Source organism: Duganella sp. BJB476 (assembly GCF_003416895.1).
In the GTDB taxonomy this organism is placed as follows: Bacteria; Pseudomonadota; Gammaproteobacteria; order Burkholderiales; family Burkholderiaceae_D; genus Rugamonas.
Genome location: NZ_QVIO01000004.1, coordinates 494506 through 510664, shown reverse-complemented (window position 1 = coordinate 510664; position 16159 = coordinate 494506). Strand labels below are relative to the sequence as shown.

The following is a 16159-nucleotide window of genomic DNA, read 5'->3' as shown; positions in this document are numbered from 1 at the left end:
GCGTGGCTTAGCGGTGGACTGCCAGCGTGCCGGGCAGGCTGTGCAGGTAGGCCGCCAGGTCCTTGATGTCCTGGTTGCTCAGCGGCTTGACCTGGCCGGTCATGATCGCGTTGTTGCGGCCGTTGGCGCCGTCGCCGCGCTTGTAGGCGGTCAGCGCGTGCTCCAGGTAATCCTTGTGCTGGCCGGCCAGCTTAGGATAGCTCGGGTCGATCGGGGTGTTGAAATCCTTGCCGTGGCAGGCGAAGCAGCTGTACTTGTCGGCCAGCGCCTTGCCGGCGTCGATATTGCCGCCAGCCAGGGCGGAGAAGGAAACGGCGGAGCAGAACAGCGCGGTGATCAGTTTTTTCATGTCGTCGGTCCTCATTTCGCGGCGGTGGCGGTGGCGGTCTGCTGCGAATAGAACGCGGCAACGTCGGCGATGTCCTGGTCCGACAGGCTGCCGGCGATGCCCTTCATCGACGGATGCTTGCGGTCACCTTTTTGATACGCCTTCAACGCACCCTCGATGTACTTGGCCGACTGGCCGCCTATCATCGGCACCTGGAACACTTCCGGGAACGTGGCCTTGTAGCCGGGGATGCCGTGGCAACCGATGCACATTTCAATCTTGGCCTTGGCGTTCTGGGCATTGCCCACGACGTCCGCCGCCGTGGCGAGTTGAGCGAGGCCTGCGAGCACGAGAAGTGCGGTGATTTTTTTCATGGTATTTGCAAGGTAAGTAATCGGATACTACCGCGGATGCAAAACTTGACTTTTGCACTATTAACCTGCGATTCTAACTCAAGACTTTCGGCTACGCTACAGGGAATCATTGCCGCAACAACACACTGTCAAGCCCGGCCGGCCGAGCACTCCCTCTAACGAACTCCCCTATACTCTCACCCATCCCCTTCTTTTTGAGATCGACACGCATGCACGCCAAACAACGCTTTGAAGGTTCCGACCAGTACGTCGCGACCAATGACCTGAAACTGGCCGTGAATGCGGCTTTGACGCTGCAACGCCCGCTGCTGATCAAGGGCGAGCCGGGCACCGGCAAGACCATGCTGGCCGAGGAAGTGGCGGCCGCGCTGAACATGCCGCTGATGCAGTGGCATATCAAGTCCACCACCAAGGCGCAACAGGGGCTGTACGAATATGACGCAGTGTCGCGTTTGCGCGACTCCCAGCTGGGCGACGAGCGCGTGCGCGACATCCACAACTACATCGTCAAGGGCGTGCTGTGGCAAGCCTTCACCGCGCCCGAGCCGGTGGTGCTGCTGATCGACGAGATCGACAAGGCCGACATCGAGTTCCCCAACGACCTGCTGCGCGAGCTCGACCGCATGGAGTTCTACGTCTACGAAACCCGCGAAATGGTGCAGGCCAGGCACCGGCCGCTGGTCATCATCACCTCCAACAACGAGAAGGAGCTGCCGGACGCCTTCCTGCGCCGCTGCTTCTTCCACTACATCAAGTTCCCGGACCGCGACACCATGGAGCAGATCGTCGCCGTCCACTACCCCAACCTGAAGAAGGAGCTGCTGGCGCAGGCGCTGCAAACCTTCTACGAGGTGCGCGACGTGCCGGGCCTGAAGAAAAAGCCGTCGACCTCGGAATTCCTCGACTGGCTCAAGCTGCTGCTGGCCGAGGACATCCCGGCCGAGGCGCTGCGCAGCAAGGACGCCAAGGCCATCGTGCCGCCGCTGCACGGCGCGCTGCTCAAGAACGAGCAGGACGTGCACCTGTTCGAACGCCTGGTGGCCATGAACCGGGCCAACCGCTGATGCACCAGCTCGCCCGCCCCGCCGCCCCGATCGCGCCCGTCACGCTGGAACTGCACGGCGTGCGCCTGGAGCCGCTCGGCCCGCAGCACGCCGACGGCCTGCGCGCGGCCGCCCACGACGGCGAGCTGTGGAAGCTGCGCGTGACCTCGGTGCCGGAGCCGGAACAGGTCGACGCCTACATCGCCACCGCGCTGGAGATGCGGCCGGCGCGGCTGGCGTTCGCCGTGGTCGACGTCGCCAGCGGCGCGGTCATCGGCACCAGCAGCTACCACGACATCGTGCCGGCCATCGCCAGATTGGAGATCGGTTATACCTGGTATGGCAAGAGCCGCCAGCGCAGCCACGTCAACACCACCTGCAAGCTGCTGCTGATGACGCACGCCTTCGAAACCCTGGGCGCGGCGCTGGTGGGCCTGCGCACCGACAACTTCAACTTCGCCTCGCAGGCGGCGATCGAGCGGCTGGGGGCGAAAAAGGACGGCGTGCTGCGCCACCACGCGCTGCGCCGCGACGGCACCGTGCGCGACACGGTGATGTACAGCATCGCCGCCGGCGAATGGCCGGAGATCAAGGCGCAGCTGCGCTACAAGCTGGCGCAACACGGGACCCTCTGACATGCTGATCGATTTCTTCTTCACCCTCAAGGACGCCAAGATCCCGGTCACGATCAAGGAGTTCCTGACCCTGCTCGAGGCGATGCAGCAGAACGTCATCGAGGCCTCGATGGACGACTTCTACTACCTGGCGCGCCTGACGCTGGTCAAGGACGAGGCCCACTTCGACAAGTTCGACCGCGCCTTCGCCCAGTACTTCAAGGGCATCAACGCCGCCTTCGAGACCAACGCCGCGATCCCGCTGGACTGGCTGCTCAAGCGCATGCAGCGCGAGCTGAGCGAGGAGCAGAAGGCGCAGCTGGAAAAATTCGGCTACGACAAGCTGATGGACCGCCTCAACGAGCTGCTGAAGGAACAGAAGGAACGCCACGAAGGCGGCAGCAAGTGGATAGGCACCGGCGGCACCTCGCCGTTCGGCAACGGCGGCACCAACCCCGAGGGCGTGCGCATCGGCGGCAAGGGCGGCAACCGCACCGCGGTCAAGGTGTGGGAGGCGCGCGCCTACAAGGACTACGACGGCGAACGCGAGATCGGCACCCGCAACATCAAGGTGGCGCTGCGCCGGCTGCGCAAGTTCGCGCGCCAGGGCGCCGAGGACGAACTGGCGCTGGACGCCACCATCCGCGCCACCGCCAACAACGCCGGCTTCCTCGACATCAAGATGCAGCCCGAGCGCAAAAACAACATCAAGGTGTTGATGCTGTTCGACGTCGGCGGCACCATGGACGACCACATCGAGCGCACCGAGGAGCTGTTCTCGGCCGCCAAGACCGAGTTCAAGAACATGGAGTTCTTCTACTTCCACAACTGCGTCTACGACTACATGTGGAAGAACAACCGCCGCCGCAACTCGGAACGCTTCCCGACCTGGGACATCCTGCGCAAATACCCGCCGGACACCAAGCTGATCTTCGTCGGCGACGCCACCATGAGCCCCTACGAGGTGCTGCAGCCGGGCGGCTCGGTCGAGTACAACAACGAGGAGGCGGGCAGCGCCTGGCTGGCGCGCTTCACCAGCGCCTTCCCCAAGTTCGCCTGGCTCAATCCGGAGCCGGAGGGCGTGTGGCAGTACCGGCAGTCGATTTCCATCATCCGCCAGCTGATGAACGACCGCATGTTCCCGCTGACCATGGACGGCCTGGAGCGAGCCATGCGCACGCTGAGCAAATAGCCGTATCGTACGACGTATAGCCTGTCTTTTCTTTATGCTATGGGCCGCGCCCCCGCCCACCAAGACTGCACGTTTTATGTCACGTACAAAAAAAATCCAACTGCGCCTGCGCCGCCGGCTGCGCCACGCCAGCAGCCGCCTGCTCTTCGCCGGCCTGCTGGTGCTGGAGACGCTGATCTTCGTGCTCGACCTCGACACCGGCGCCGGCATCTCCTACTCGCCCTTCCTGATGGCGCCGACCGCGCTGGCCGCCTGGCTGCTGGGGCGGCGTCACGCGCTGCTGTTCGTGGTCCTGTCCAGCGTGGCCCGCGTGTATGACTATGCCACCACGCGCGGGCTGCACGACGGCCCCGCCCTGCTGCTGTACGAACTGCTGCAAAGCGCGCTGCTGTTCGGCATCGTCGCGCTGCTGGTGCTGTACCTGCGCGGCCGGCGCGACGCGCTGCTGCGCCATGCGCGCAAGGTGCGCGACGCCGCGCGCCGCGAACGCCATCGGCGCCGGCTCGATTCGTCCATCCGGCGCGCGATCCCGGAAGATGTCGCGGCCATCATCCGGCTGACCACCTCGGGCGGCGAAAGCGGCGGCTTCGACCAGACGGTCACCGACAGCGTGCGCCAGGCCGCGCTGGCCGCCACGTTCACGGCCGGCATCGTCGACGGCGCAGCGCTGCGCGACCTGTGGAGCGGCGGCCAGAGCACGGTGCCGATCGAATTCTGGGTGTGCGAGATCGACGCCCGCGTGGTCAGCTACATGATGATACTGGGGGTCGACGGGCAGAAAAGCATGCAGCGCGAACTGCATGCGATGGTGGTCGAACAGCCCTACCGCGGCCATGGCGTGGGCGCCATGATGGTCGACTTCTTCTGCACCCACTACAAGCACCGCCGCCTGGTCGCGGCCTGCCGCGATGGCTCGGCCATGCTGCGCCTGCTGACGCGGCGCGGCTTCGCCCAGCTGACCCGCAGCGACAACCAGGACTACCTGATCCTGGCGCGCGACTAAACGGCCAGCCTTGCCGCGCGGCCTCAGGCCGGCAGCTGCAGGCGGTAGCCGACCGCCGTTTCGGTCAGCAGGTAGCGCGGCTGGGTCGGATCGGCCTCCAGCTTGTGGCGCAGGTGCCCCATGTAGATGCGCAGGTAGTGGCCGTTCTCCGATTGCGACGGCCCCCACACGGCGCGCAGCAGCTGCGGGTTGCTCATCACGCGGCCGGCGTTGCCGACCAGGACCGCCAGCAGCCGGTATTCGGTCGGCGTCAAATGCACATGCTCGCCGCCGCGCGTGACGCGGCGGTTCTGCAGATCCACGGCGACGTCGCCGAACTGGATCACGCCGGCGTGGTCGGCGGCCGGCTGGCGCTGGCGGCGCAGGGTGGCGCGCACCCGCGCCAGCAGCTCGCCCACGCCGAACGGCTTGGTCAGGTAATCGTCGGCGCCGGCGTCCAGCGCGCGGATCTTGTCGGCCTCGTTGACGCGCGCCGACAGCACGATCACCGGCACGCTGGACCACTTGCGCAGGTCGGTCATGAAGTCGACGCCGTCGCCGTCCGGCAGGCCGAGATCCAGCACCACCAGGTCGGGCTTGCGGGTGCCGGCGTCGATCAGGCCGCGCTGCAGCGTGGCCGCCTCGTGCACCTGCCAGCCCTCCTCCTCCAGCGCGCTGCGCACGAAGCGGCGGATCTGCGGTTCGTCTTCCACCAGCAGGGCGGTGGGGGCGGTGTCGGGTGTCATCATACAATTCCTTCGGTTTCCGGTTCCGGCATGGCCGGCGGGGTGCCCAGCGGCAGCGTCATGACGAAGGCCGCCCCGCCCAGCGGCGACGGTGCGGCGTGAATGCGGCCGCCGTGCGCGTCGACGATGGCGCGGCAGATCGCCAGCCCCAGTCCCACGCCCGGCTTGGCCGATTCGCGCTCGCCGCGGGTGAATTTTTCAAACACGGCCTCCTCGCGCCCATGCGGCAGGCCCGGTCCGTCATCATAGACCATGACGTCGATCCAGGCCCCGCGCAGCGCGGCGGCGATCTCGATGCGCGAGCCGGGCGGCGTGTACTTGGCGGCGTTCTCCAGCAGGTTGCACAGCACCCGCTCGATCAGCACGGCGTCATAGCTGAGCAACGGCAGGTCGGGCTGCAGCCGGGTGCGTACGGCATGCCCTTGCAGCAGCGAGGCGCTGGCGCGCAGCGCGCTGCCGACCACCTCTTCCAGCGGCTGCCATTGCAGGTTGAACTTGACCTCGCCGCTCTGGATGCGCGCCATGTCGAGCAGGTTGGACACCAGGGCGCTCATGCGCAGCGCCTCGTCGTGCAGCAGCGACGCCACCTCCAGCTGGGCCGGCGCCAGCGCCGGCCTGGAGCCGGCCAGCGATTCCGACAGGCCCACCAGCGACGTCAAGGGCGTGCGCAGATCGTGCGACAGCGCCGCCAGCAGCGAGTTGCGCAAGCGTTCCGATTCCATGTTGACCAGCGCGTTCTGCGCCACCTCGATGTAGTGCACCCGCTCCAGCGCGATCGCGGCCAGCGCGGCGAAGGTGTCGAGCTGCTGGCGCTGTTCCGGGATCAGGATCCAGCGCCGGTGCTCCGGCTCGATCGCCAGCACGCCGCGGGTGCGCATCGGCGCCACCAGCGGCAGGTAGAAGATGCGGCTGGCCGGCAGGGTGTCGGTGCCCAGGCCGGCGCTCTCGGCACGGTCGAAGGCCCATTGGGCGATGCCGATGTCGAGCACCGTACGGTGGGCGCGGGCGGCGGCGTCGGCCTCGCGCGGCGTGGTGGTGGCCGCCGGCGGCAGCAGGCGGCCGGCGTCGTCCGGCACCAGCAAGGTGGCGCGGGCGCGGAAGGCGCGCTGGATGAAGCCCTGGGTGGTCTCGAAAATCTGCTCGGTTTGCAGCGCGCCCGACAGCTCGCGGGCGAACTCGTACAGCGCGCGCGAACGCTTCTCGCGGTGCGAGGCCACGCGCGCCTGGAAGCGCAGGTCGGCCGTCAGGTGGCCGGTGATCAGGCCCACCGCCAGCATCACGACAAAGGTGATCAGGTACTGGAAGTCCGACACCGCGAAGGTGAAGCGCGGCGGCACGAAGAAGAAATCGAAGCAGGCCACGCTGACGCAGGTGGCCACCACCGACGGCCCGCGCCCGAAGCGCACCGCCACCAGCACCACCACCAGCAGGAACAGCATGGCGATGTTGGCCAGGTCGAGGTAGGCCAGCAAGGGCGTGGCCAGCAGCGCGGTGGCGACGCTGGCGCCGCTGGCGGCCACGTAGCCGAGCACGCGCTTGCGCGTCAGTTCCGCATCCGGCTCGCCGTCCGGGCCGGCGTCGGCGGTGTTGGCGGGGTTGACGCCGCGCGCGACCGGCGCCACCTCGTTGCTGGGCGCGCCGATCTCCACCAGGTCGATGTCGGGCGCGCAGCGCGCCAGGCGCTTGATGTGGGGCGTGCGCCACGGCCAGGTCGGGTGGGCGCGGCCCAGCACGATCTTCGACAGGTTGTGGCTGCGCGCATAGTCCACCGCGGCCTGCGCGATGTCGTGGCCGGACACCACGGCGGTGGTCGCACCCAGGTCTTCGGCCAGCTTCAGCATCTTGAGGATGTGCTCGCGCTGGGCGGCCGGCAGCCGCTGCAGCGACGGGGTTTCGATATAGATCGCGTGCCAGCCGGTGCCCAGCTGGCTGGCCAGGCGCGCCGTGCTGCGCACCGTGTGTTCGCCGCCCGGACGCGGGCCGACGCAGGCCAGCAGCGCGGCGCCGGTCTTCCAGATGTCGCCGATCGACTGCTCGACGCGGTAGGCGCGCACGTCGTCCTCGATGCGGTCGGCGGTGCGGCGCAGCGCCAGCTCGCGCAGCGCGATCAGGTTACCCTTGCGGAAAAAATTCCTGGAGGCGCGCTCGGCCTGCTGTTCCTTGTAGACCTTGCCGCTCTTGAGGCGGGCCAGCAGTTCGTCGGCCGGGATGTCGACCAGCACCACCTCGTCGGCCTGGTCGAACACGGTGTCGGGCACGGTTTCGCCGACGCGGATGCCGGTGATGCCGCCGACCACGTCGTTCAGGCTTTCCAGGTGCTGCACGTTGACCGTGGTCAGCACGTCGATGCCGGCGTCGAGCAATTCCTCGACATCCTGCCAGCGCTTGGGATGGCGCGAGCCGGGCGCGTTCGAATGCGCCAGCTCGTCCATCAGGATCAGCGGCGGCCGGCGCGCCAGCGCGCCGTCGAGGTCGAACTCGGCGATCTGCTTGCCGCGATGGGCGACCTGCCTGAGCGGCAGCACGTCCAGTCCCTCCAGCATGGCCGCGGTCTCGCTGCGGCCATGGGTTTCGATCACGCCGACCAGCACCGGCTGGCCGTCGGCCTGCAGCTTGCGGGCCGCCGCCAGCATGGCGTAGGTCTTGCCCACGCCGGCCGAGGCGCCGAAGTAGATGCGCAGCTTGCCACGCGCCGCCTTGCGGTCCAGGGCTTGCACCTGGGCCAGCAAGGCGTCCGGATCGGGTCGTTCTTTATCGTTTGGGAACATGAAGTGTCGTTGAACTATGCGCTAAAACCGCTGATTTAGCGAGTATGCGCACTTTCCGCGTCCAGCGCCAGATTCAAGGCCAGCACATTCACGCGCGGCTCGCCGAAAAAGCCCAGCACTTGCGACTGGCGCTGGGCGTCGACCAGGGCCTGCACCCTGGCCGGGTCCAGCTTGCGGACGGCGGCGACGCGCGCCACCTGGTAGCGGGCGCCGGCCAGGCTGAGGTCGGGATCGACACCGCTGGCCGAGGCCGTGACCAGGTCGACCGGAATCGCCAGCGGGTTGGGCCGGCCTTCCGGCTCGGCCGCCCTGAGGGCGTCGATGCGGCCCTTGACGGCGTCGTTCTGGGCCGGGTTGGTCGGGCCGAAGTTGCTGCCGCCGGAGTTGGCGGCGTTGTTGGGCATCGGGCCGGTGGCCGACGGACGGCCCCAGAAGTACTTGGGCGAGGAGAAGGACTGGCCGATCAGCGAGGAGCCGATCGCCTTGCCGTTCACTTCGATGATGCTGCCGCCGGCCTGCGCCGGGAAGGCGACGTTGCCGACGCCGGTCACGGCCAGCGGATACAGCACGCCGCAGATCACGGTCAGGGCGCCGAACAGCACCAGGGCGGGACGAATTTGGGATGTCATGATTGCTCTCCGTACGATTAGACGAGATGGAACATGGCCAGCACCATGTCGATCAGTTTGATGCCGATGAACGGCAGCACCAGGCCGCCCACGCCGTACACCCAGATGTTACGGCGCAGCAGCGCGGCGGCGCCGATGGCGCGGTAGCGCACGCCCTTCAAGGCCAGCGGGATCAGGAACACGATGATCAGCGCGTTGAAGATCACGGCCGACATGATGGCCGAGTTCGGGCTGCTCAGCTGCATGACGTCGAGCGCCTTCAATGCCGGGAAGGTGCCCACGAACGCCGCCGGAATGATGGCGAAGTACTTGGCGACGTCGTTGGCGATCGAGAAGGTGGTCAGCGAACCGCGCGTCATCAGCATCTGCTTGCCGATTTCGACGATCTCGAGCAGCTTGGTCGGATTCGAATCGAGGTCGACCATGTTGCCGGCCTCTTTCGCGGCCTGAGTGCCCGAGTTCATCGCCACCGCCACGTCGGCCTGGGCCAGCGCGGGGGCGTCGTTGGTGCCGTCGCCGGTCATGGCGACCAGCCGGCCTTCGGACTGGTAGCTGCGGATCAGCTTGAGCTTGTCCTCCGGCGTGGCTTCGGCCAGGAAGTCGTCCACGCCCGCCTCGGCGGCGATGGCGGCGGCGGTCAGCTTGTTGTCGCCGGTGATCATCACGGTCTTGATGCCCATGCGGCGCAGCTCGGCGAAGCGCTCCTTGATGCCGCCCTTGACGATGTCCTTCAGCTCGACCACGCCCATCACGCGGCCGGCGTCGACCACCACCAGCGGCGTGCTGCCGCGGCGCGACACGTCGTCGACGGCGCGCGCCACTTCCACCGGATACGGCTGGCCCATGCCTTCCACGTACTGCTTGACGGTGTCGGCCGCGCCCTTGCGCAGGTGACGGTCGCCGATGTCGATGCCGCTCATGCGGGTGTTGGCCGAGAACGGGATGAACAGCGCGTTCAGCGCCGCCATCTCGCGTTCGCGGATGTTGAACTTCTGCTTGGCCAGCACCACGATGCTGCGGCCTTCCGGGGTGTCGTCGGCCAGCGAGGCCAGTTGCGCCACGTCGGCCAGCTGCTGTTCGGTCACGCCCGGGGCCGGCATGAAGGCCGAGGCCTGGCGGTTGCCCAGCGTGATGGTGCCGGTTTTATCCAGCAGCAGCACGTCGACGTCGCCGGCCGCCTCCACCGCGCGGCCGGAGGTGGCGATCACGTTGGCCTGCATCATGCGGCTCATGCCGGCCACGCCGATGGCCGACAGCAGGCCGCCGATGGTGGTCGGGATCAGACACACCAGCAGCGCGATCAGCACCGTGATGCTGATCGGCGTGCCAGCTTTGGCGGCCTCCACCGAGAACAGCGAGAACGGCAGCAAGGTCACGGTCACCACCAGGAATACGATGGTCAGCGCCACCAGCAGGATGGTCAGGGCGATTTCGTTCGGGGTCTTCTGGCGCTTGGCGCCTTCGACCATCGAGATCATGCGGTCGAGGAAGGTTTCGCCCGGATTGGCGGTGACCTTGACCACCAGCCAGTCCGACAGCACGCGGGTGCCGCCCGTGACGCTGGAAAAGTCGCCGCCCGATTCGCGGATCACCGGCGCCGATTCGCCGGTGATGGCGCTTTCGTCGACCGAGGCCACGCCTTCGATCACTTCGCCGTCGATGGGGACCACGTCGCCCGCTTCGACCAGCACGTAGTTACCCTTGCGCAGGTCGGCGGCCGACAACGGCAGCCAGGTGGTGCCATGCTTGGGCGAGGCCAGCTTCTTGGCGGTGACCGACTGCTTCAGGCTGCGCAGCGAGGCCGCCTGCGCCTTGCTGCGGCCCTCGGCCAGCGCTTCGGCGAAGTTGGCGAACAGCACCGTGAACCACAGCCAGATGCTGGTGGCCAGGATGAAGCCGGGAGCGGCCTCGCCCTGGCCGTACAGCGCCTGGAAGTACAGCAGCGTGGTGATGATGCTGCCGACGTAGACCACGAACATGACCGGGCTGCGCAGCTGCACGCGCGGGCTCAGTTTGCGGAACGAATCGACGATGGCCGGCACCAGCAGCTCGGAATCGAACAGCTTGAGCTTCCGGGCGGGCGGATTGGTAAACAGCGTCATCTCTTTTTGAGTAGCTTGTGACATGATGATTCCTTATTGGGCAAACAGCTGCAGGTGTTCGACCACAGGGCCGAGCGCCAGCGCCGGAACGTAATTGAGCACGCCGACCAGGGCGACCACGCCGATCAACAGGCCGATGAAGATCGGGCCGTGGGTCGGCAGCGTGCCGGAGTTGGCTTCCAGGCGCTGCTTGCCGGCCAGCGAACCGGCGATCGCCAGGATGGGCACGATCACGCCGAAGCGGCCGAACCACATGGCGACGGCCAGCATGGTGTTGTAGAACGGCGTGTTGGCGGACAGGCCGCCGAAGGCGCTGCCGTTGTTGTTGGCGGCCGAGCTGAACGCGTACAGGATCTCGGAGAAGCCGTGCGCCCCGGGGTTGAGGATGCCGGCCTTGCCGGCGTCGCACATGACGGCGATGGCGGTACCGGCCAGCACCAGGGTCGGCGTGACCAGGATGGCGATCGAGGTCATCTTCATTTCATACGACTGGATCTTCTTGCCCAGGTATTCCGGGGTGCGGCCTATCATCAGGCCGGCGATGAACACCGCCATGATGGCGAAGATCAGCATGCCGTACAGGCCGGAGCCGACGCCGCCGAAGATCACTTCGCCGAACTGCATCAGCAACATCGGGATCATGCCGCCGACCGGCATGAAGGAATCGTGCCAGGCATTGACCGCGCCGCACGAGGCGGCCGTGGTCACCGCCGCGAACAGGGTGGTGGCGCTGATGCCGAAGCGCGCTTCCTTGCCTTCCATATTGCCGCCCGGTTGCAGCGCGTTCATCGACTGGTCGACGCCCATCGCCTGCAGCGCGGGGTGGGCTTGCTGCTCGGCGCCCATCACCGCGACGGTGCACACCACGAACAGCAGCGTCATGGCGGCCAGCACGGCCCAGCCCTGGCGCTGGTCGCCGACCATGCGGCCAAAGGCGAAGCACAGGCCGGCCGGGATCAGGAAGATGGCCAGCATCTGCGCGAAGTTGGTCAGCGCGGTCGGATTCTCGTACGGGTGGGCCGAGTTGGCGTTGAAGAAGCCGCCGCCGTTGGTGCCCAGCATCTTGATCGCTTCCTGCGAGGCTACCGGGCCCATGGCGATGCTCTGGGTCGAGGTGGTCAGCGTTTCGGTGACCGGCTCGCCCTTGGCGTCCTTCAGCGGCTGGCCGTCGGCGCCGACTTTCGGCTGGGTGTAGGTGACCGGATCCATCAGGGCCACGTCCTTGTAGGCCGAGAAGTTCTGGATCGCGCCCTGGCCCACCAGGAACACGGCGAAGATGAACGACAGCGGCAACAGCACGTACAGGGTGGAGCGGGTGACGTCGACCCAGAAGTTGCCGATCGATTTGGCCGAGCGCGACGAGAAGCCGCGGATCAGCGCGTAGGCCACGGCGATGCCGGTGGCGGCCGAGAAGAAGTTCTGGCCGGCCAGCACCAGCATCTGGGTCAGGTAGCTCATCGTCGTTTCGCCGCCGTAGCCCTGCCAATTGGTGTTGGCGACGAAGCTGACGGCGGTGTTGAACGACGAGTCCGGGCTGACGTTGGCCAAGCCCTGTGGATTGAGCGGCAGGTACAGCTGCACGCGTTGCAGCCCATAAGTGACCAGCGCGCCCAGGCCGTTAAACAGCAGCAGCGCGATGGCGTAGGCCTTCCAGTTCTGGCCTTCGACCTTGCCGTCCTTGCCGGCGATGCCGGCGGCGCGGTACAGCAGGGATTCGATCTTGCCCAGCCAGCCGAGACCACGCATCGGGCTAACTGCGGCGCTGCCGTCGCCGACGCGGGCCAGCAGGATGCCCAGCGGGTAGGACAGCGCCAGCAGCGCCACCAGGAACACCACCAGCAGGATGATGGATTGCGTAGTCATTACAGGTCCTCCGCTTTCAACAAGGCCACCACCAGGTAGACCAGCAGGCCGGCCGCAGCCAAGGCCCCAATCAGGTAAAAGGTGTTCATTGCTTACCTCCCAATTTGTCGCAGCCGATGGCAAACGCCACGGTCACGGCAAAAAAGACCACCATTGCGCCGATAAATACTATGTCCATCACACCCCTCACAGGTCTTGTTTTGATACTGAGAAGGTTAGCGGCCAGCGTCTAAAGATGGTGTAAAGACTTGGGGACGGGGTGTAAACAAAGCGTAAAAATAGCCGGCATTTACGCTTTGTTTACAGGCGCGGCCCGACTATTTAGAACATTTTTACGGGGGCAGGAATACGCTTTTTCTGTCGCAACTACCTGAAGAAAATATGCTTACCTCCCTACTGCAAGGCATCTGGGTGCCGCTGGTCACCCCCATGCATCATGGCGAAATCGATTTATGCCGTTTACAGCACCTGGCCGCCGGCCTGATCGCCCAGGGCGCGCACGGCCTGGTGGTGTGCGGCACCACCGGCGAGGCGCCGCAGCTGGACCTGGCCGAACAAGGCGCGGCGCTGGCCGCCGTGCTGGAAGTGGCGCACAAGCGCTGCCCGGTGCTGATGGGCATAGGCGGCAGCGACACCTACGCCGCCGCCAGCCGCGTGCTGCAGTTCGACGACATGGACCTGGCCGGCTATCTGGTGTCGACGCCGGCCTATGTGCGGCCGTCGCAGGAAGGCCTGGTGCGGCACTTCGAGACCATCGCCGCCTCGACCGGACGCCCCATCGTGCTGTACAACGTGCCGGCGCGCACCGGCGTCAACCTGGAGCTGGCGACCGCCACCCGGCTGGCCGAGCGGCCGCAGTTCGCCGCCATCAAGGAAGCCGGCGGCCGGCTGCGCCAGATCACCGACCTGGTGGAACATACGCCGCTGTCGGTGCTGTGCGGCGACGATGCGCTGCTGCTGTCCGCCTTGTGCAGCGGCGGCCATGGCGCCATCTCGGCCTCGGCCCACATCCGCGTCGATTTGTTCGTGCAGCTGTATGAACTGGTGGACGAACAACGCTTGCCCGAAGCGCGCGAGCTGTTCGCCAGGCTGCAGCCGCTGATCCAGCTGATGTTCTCGGAACCCAACCCGGCGCCGCTGAAGGCCGCGCTGGCGATGCAGGGCCTGGTGCGCGACGAGCTGCGCCTGCCCATGACGCCGGCCACCAACGGCTGCAAGGCGCGCATCGCGACGATGCTGGAAGCGCTGGACGATATTCCCGTCTACACCTCGGCGGAGGCCATATGATCGTCGCCCTCACTGGCATGGACGGCAACGCCACCGTCTCCGACCTGGCCGAAGACCTGGCGATGCTGCGGGTGGCGGCCGGCAGCCGGGTGCTGCTGGTCAGCCCCAACCCCGGCGCCTACGATCCGCAGCTGTACGACGACCTGGTGATCGACGCCTCCCACCGCGACGCCGATGCGGCGCTGGCCCGCGCGGCCGTCATCGTGGCGCTGGTGCGCCCGGCCGAGATCGAGCAAGGCCGCCACGCCGACTTCCTGAGCCGCCTGCGACGGGCGCAAGAACTCAATCCCTGCGCCCGCGTGCTGGTGACCGTGGCCCACGGCAGCAAGCCGCTGACGCCCCACCAGACCGGATGCCTGCTGGTGTTCGTCGCGCAAATCCCCGGCGCGCGCCTGGCCGACACGCTGGAACTCGACCAGCGCGGCACCTACCACTCGCATCACAGCGAGCTGGAACTGGACTGCCGCAAGACCGCCTATGTGCTGTGCGCCCCGGAAGTCCGCCACCTCTACAGCGAAGTATTTCGCGGACAGCGGACGTAAAAAAAGGGGCGCGCGCAAGGCGCCGCCCCTTCGATGACCGGAAGCTAACCCGATCAGAACACTTTGCTGATGGTAAGTTGCAGCGCGGTTTTGCCCAGGAACTTGCCGTTGGCCGGCGATGCGTAGGCGGTCTTGTCGGCGTTGGTGCCGATCACGGCCAGCGCGCCGGTCACCACGCCGAAGTCCTTGGTGGCGCCGATTTTCCAGTCGCTATAGCTGGCCGCGCCGTTATGTTTGACGTTCTGGTGGCCGGCGTGCAGGTTGACCGTCAGGCCTTCGCCCGCCTCGATATTGGCGCCCAGGTCCACATAACCGCTGTTCTTGCTGTCGACAAAACCAAACAGATTCGTCACCGAGTGCGAATACTTGATATAAGCCGGGCCATAACCCAGCTGGCCATACAGCTCGGTGGTGTTGGCATTGGCGAAGCCGCTGACGTGCGACAGGTCGTTCGACGGGTAGACATAGGTCAGCACGCCCACGTCGTAGGACACGTCGGCCGTGACCTGGCCGCGCTTGCCGGCGTAGATATCCCACTCAATGTCGCCGCTGCCGCCAGCGTCCTTGGTCCATTTGATGGTCGACAGCCAGGTGCCGGCGTAGAAGCCGGTCGGGTTGTTTGTGTAGTCGAAGCCGCCCTGCAGCGCCGGTTTCAAACGCGTCTGCGAGATGCCGCGATAGCGGTAGTCGCTGATCACCGCCGCATTGAAGCTGGTTTCGTTGTCCGGCTTGGCGGCCGGCGCGGCATCCTCGGCGTAAGCCTGCGTGCCGGCGAAAGCAGCGGCGATGGCTGCGGCGAGTATGATTTTTTTCATGTTGCGGTCTTTCCTTCAGTGGTTAAGTCAAATTAAACGGTAAAAACTTCACGGCACAGGGACGCCACGTCGGCCGGTGCCCGGCCGTGGATGACGGTGCTGGCCAGCGTGGCCGACATCACCTGCGCCACATAGGCGCACACCGCGACGCGCTCGGCGTCCGTGGCCTCGCCCACCAGCACAAACTGCACGTGCAATCCGGGATTGAACATGCGCGCGGCATTCAAGCGGGCGATCAGCTGGTAGCGGGTCGACAGGTCGGCCTGTTCCGGCGTCAAGGGCACCAGCGCCAGCCGCGCGGCGGCCAGCGCGGCGTGGCTCTCGGCGCTGTCGCGGCCCTCGGCATCGACCAGCACCACCGCGCCGGGGCCGGCGATCATGCCCCGCCCCGCACCGTGAAGCGGCCGAATTCGGCGCCCGGCAGCGACTGCATCACCGCCTCCATCACCCGCGCCACCAGCGCGGCGCCCACGCACAGCCACACCTTCATGCGGGCGCCGTGCTCGCAGGCTTCGATGCGCATGAACTGCAGCCCGTCGCCGCAAATGCGCATCACCATCTGGCGCAGCGCCGTCACGGCGCCGGTGTCCACGGTCAGCTGCATCACGCAGGCCGGCGCTGCCGGGCGAGCGCTGGCGGCCCAGATCGAGCGGCGCTGGGCCGCCTTGGTATGGAAGAAAGCATGCATATCGAACCCCTGGATTGATCGTTGCGATACAAAACAGCTTATCGACAGCGCCGTAAAAACGGTCTAAAAAGGCGGGCCGGGGTTGTAAACATCGTGTATAAATTGGCCCGCGCCGTTTTTTTGCCGCGATTACGCCCGGTTGAGGATAGAATACGCAAACGTCCGCATAAAACTGTACATAAACCC

General features: G+C 66.5%; 17 protein-coding genes. 6 read left to right on the top strand and 11 right to left on the bottom strand.

Annotation, left to right across the window (positions count from 1 at the left end; translation table 11 throughout):
• Positions 1 to 7 precede the first annotated feature (7 nt).
• Together D0T21_RS18845 and D0T21_RS18840 are read right to left on the bottom strand one after the other, a co-directional pair.
• The gene (locus tag D0T21_RS18845) at positions 8 to 349 is read right to left on the bottom strand and encodes a cytochrome c (protein WP_116991874.1); all 342 of its coding nucleotides are present in this window, start codon (positions 347 to 349) and stop codon (positions 8 to 10) included.
• Positions 350 to 360: 11 nt separating this feature from the next.
• The gene (locus D0T21_RS18840) at positions 361 to 702 is read right to left on the bottom strand and encodes a cytochrome c (RefSeq protein ID WP_116991657.1); all 342 of its coding nucleotides are present in this window, start codon (positions 700 to 702) and stop codon (positions 361 to 363) included.
• 209 nt (positions 703 to 911) lie between these two features.
• Here D0T21_RS18840 and D0T21_RS18835 point away from each other — a divergent pair, with 209 nt between their 5' ends.
• From D0T21_RS18835 to D0T21_RS18820, 4 genes are all read left to right on the top strand, one after another.
• Positions 912 to 1766 carry a MoxR family ATPase gene (locus D0T21_RS18835; protein ID WP_116991658.1) on the top strand — a complete coding sequence of 285 codons (855 nt, stop codon included), beginning with the start codon at positions 912 to 914 and terminating at the stop codon, positions 1764 to 1766.
• Positions 1766 to 2380, top strand: coding sequence for a GNAT family N-acetyltransferase (locus D0T21_RS18830; protein ID WP_116991659.1), 615 nt, complete (start codon positions 1766 to 1768; stop codon positions 2378 to 2380). Before D0T21_RS18835 ends, D0T21_RS18830 begins: the two co-directional genes overlap by 1 nt.
• A gap of 1 nt (position 2381) precedes the next feature.
• Positions 2382 to 3551 (top strand): VWA domain-containing protein, encoded by a 1170-nt coding sequence (locus tag D0T21_RS18825; RefSeq protein ID WP_116991660.1) that lies wholly within the window; start codon positions 2382 to 2384, stop codon positions 3549 to 3551.
• A 76-nt stretch (positions 3552 to 3627) separates the two neighbouring features.
• Positions 3628 to 4554: a GNAT family N-acetyltransferase gene (locus D0T21_RS18820; RefSeq protein ID WP_116994462.1), complete on the top strand. Its 927-nt coding sequence runs from the start codon at positions 3628 to 3630 to the stop codon at positions 4552 to 4554.
• 23 nt (positions 4555 to 4577) lie between these two features.
• Here D0T21_RS18820 and kdpE read toward each other — a convergent pair whose 3' ends face one another.
• Genes kdpE through D0T21_RS18790 form a run of 6 tightly spaced genes read right to left on the bottom strand, consistent with a single transcriptional unit; the run spans position 4578 to position 12730 of the window.
• The gene (kdpE, locus tag D0T21_RS18815; protein ID WP_116991662.1) at positions 4578 to 5282 is read right to left on the bottom strand and encodes a two-component system response regulator KdpE; all 705 of its coding nucleotides are present in this window, start codon (positions 5280 to 5282) and stop codon (positions 4578 to 4580) included.
• Complete coding sequence (kdpD, locus tag D0T21_RS18810; protein WP_116991663.1) at positions 5279 to 8047, bottom strand: two-component system sensor histidine kinase KdpD; 2769 nt, start codon at positions 8045 to 8047, stop codon at positions 5279 to 5281. The genes kdpE and kdpD overlap by 4 nt, the downstream gene beginning before the upstream one ends.
• A gap of 35 nt (positions 8048 to 8082) precedes the next feature.
• On the bottom strand, positions 8083 to 8676 hold the full coding sequence (kdpC, locus tag D0T21_RS18805) for a potassium-transporting ATPase subunit KdpC (protein WP_116991664.1): 594 nt from the start codon (positions 8674 to 8676) through the stop codon (positions 8083 to 8085).
• Between the two features lie 17 nt (positions 8677 to 8693).
• Entirely contained in the window at positions 8694 to 10802 is a 2109-nt protein-coding gene (kdpB, locus tag D0T21_RS18800) for a potassium-transporting ATPase subunit KdpB (RefSeq protein WP_373886683.1), read from the bottom strand.
• 9 nt (positions 10803 to 10811) lie between these two features.
• Entirely contained in the window at positions 10812 to 12641 is a 1830-nt protein-coding gene (kdpA, locus tag D0T21_RS18795; RefSeq protein WP_116991666.1) for a potassium-transporting ATPase subunit KdpA, read from the bottom strand.
• Positions 12641 to 12730 carry a potassium-transporting ATPase subunit F gene (locus D0T21_RS18790; protein WP_020701117.1) on the bottom strand — a complete coding sequence of 30 codons (90 nt, stop codon included), beginning with the start codon at positions 12728 to 12730 and terminating at the stop codon, positions 12641 to 12643. The genes kdpA and D0T21_RS18790 overlap by 1 nt, the downstream gene beginning before the upstream one ends.
• A 292-nt stretch (positions 12731 to 13022) precedes the next feature.
• On the opposite strand from D0T21_RS18790, the gene dapA reads away from it, so the two are divergent.
• Together dapA and D0T21_RS18780 are read left to right on the top strand one after the other, a co-directional pair.
• Positions 13023 to 13928 carry a 4-hydroxy-tetrahydrodipicolinate synthase gene (gene dapA, locus D0T21_RS18785; protein ID WP_116991667.1) on the top strand — a complete coding sequence of 302 codons (906 nt, stop codon included), beginning with the start codon at positions 13023 to 13025 and terminating at the stop codon, positions 13926 to 13928.
• A complete protein-coding gene (locus D0T21_RS18780; protein ID WP_116991669.1) occupies positions 13925 to 14470 on the top strand; it encodes a hypothetical protein in 546 nt (181 codons plus the stop codon). The genes dapA and D0T21_RS18780 overlap by 4 nt, the downstream gene beginning before the upstream one ends.
• A gap of 53 nt (positions 14471 to 14523) precedes the next feature.
• Here D0T21_RS18780 and D0T21_RS18775 read toward each other — a convergent pair whose 3' ends face one another.
• Genes D0T21_RS18775 through D0T21_RS18765 form a run of 3 tightly spaced genes read right to left on the bottom strand, consistent with a single transcriptional unit; the run spans position 14524 to position 15973 of the window.
• Complete coding sequence (locus D0T21_RS18775) at positions 14524 to 15285, bottom strand: TorF family putative porin (protein WP_116991671.1); 762 nt, start codon at positions 15283 to 15285, stop codon at positions 14524 to 14526.
• A gap of 32 nt (positions 15286 to 15317) precedes the next feature.
• On the bottom strand, positions 15318 to 15665 hold the full coding sequence (locus D0T21_RS18770) for a hypothetical protein (RefSeq protein WP_116991673.1): 348 nt from the start codon (positions 15663 to 15665) through the stop codon (positions 15318 to 15320).
• A complete protein-coding gene (locus tag D0T21_RS18765; RefSeq protein ID WP_116991675.1) occupies positions 15662 to 15973 on the bottom strand; it encodes a hypothetical protein in 312 nt (103 codons plus the stop codon). Before D0T21_RS18765 ends, D0T21_RS18770 begins: the two co-directional genes overlap by 4 nt.
• Between the last annotated feature and the right edge of the window lie 186 nt (positions 15974 to 16159).

Bases quoted from the DNA above. Each gene is read 5' to 3' on its own strand.
- kdpD (WP_116991663.1), bottom strand. From the start codon at position 8,047: ATGTTCCCAAACGATAAAGAACGACCCGATCCGGACGCCTTGCTGGCC.
- D0T21_RS18775 (WP_116991671.1), bottom strand. From the start codon at position 15,285: ATGAAAAAAATCATACTCGCCGCAGCCATCGCCGCTGCTTTCGCCGGC.
- D0T21_RS18780 (WP_116991669.1), top strand. From the start codon at position 13,925: ATGATCGTCGCCCTCACTGGCATGGACGGCAACGCCACCGTCTCCGAC.
- kdpC (WP_116991664.1), bottom strand. From the start codon at position 8,676: ATGACATCCCAAATTCGTCCCGCCCTGGTGCTGTTCGGCGCCCTGACC.
- D0T21_RS18790 (WP_020701117.1), bottom strand. From the start codon at position 12,730: ATGAACACCTTTTACCTGATTGGGGCCTTGGCTGCGGCCGGCCTGCTG.
- D0T21_RS18845 (WP_116991874.1), bottom strand. From the start codon at position 349: ATGAAAAAACTGATCACCGCGCTGTTCTGCTCCGCCGTTTCCTTCTCC.
- kdpA (WP_116991666.1), bottom strand. From the start codon at position 12,641: ATGACTACGCAATCCATCATCCTGCTGGTGGTGTTCCTGGTGGCGCTG.
- D0T21_RS18835 (WP_116991658.1), top strand. From the start codon at position 912: ATGCACGCCAAACAACGCTTTGAAGGTTCCGACCAGTACGTCGCGACC.
- D0T21_RS18840 (WP_116991657.1), bottom strand. From the start codon at position 702: ATGAAAAAAATCACCGCACTTCTCGTGCTCGCAGGCCTCGCTCAACTC.
- D0T21_RS18825 (WP_116991660.1), top strand. From the start codon at position 2,382: ATGCTGATCGATTTCTTCTTCACCCTCAAGGACGCCAAGATCCCGGTC.
- kdpE (WP_116991662.1), bottom strand. From the start codon at position 5,282: ATGATGACACCCGACACCGCCCCCACCGCCCTGCTGGTGGAAGACGAA.
- D0T21_RS18770 (WP_116991673.1), bottom strand. From the start codon at position 15,665: ATGATCGCCGGCCCCGGCGCGGTGGTGCTGGTCGATGCCGAGGGCCGC.
- D0T21_RS18765 (WP_116991675.1), bottom strand. From the start codon at position 15,973: ATGCATGCTTTCTTCCATACCAAGGCGGCCCAGCGCCGCTCGATCTGG.
- D0T21_RS18830 (WP_116991659.1), top strand. From the start codon at position 1,766: ATGCACCAGCTCGCCCGCCCCGCCGCCCCGATCGCGCCCGTCACGCTG.
- dapA (WP_116991667.1), top strand. From the start codon at position 13,023: ATGCTTACCTCCCTACTGCAAGGCATCTGGGTGCCGCTGGTCACCCCC.
- D0T21_RS18820 (WP_116994462.1), top strand. From the start codon at position 3,628: ATGTCACGTACAAAAAAAATCCAACTGCGCCTGCGCCGCCGGCTGCGC.
- kdpB (WP_373886683.1), bottom strand. From the start codon at position 10,802: ATGTCACAAGCTACTCAAAAAGAGATGACGCTGTTTACCAATCCGCCC.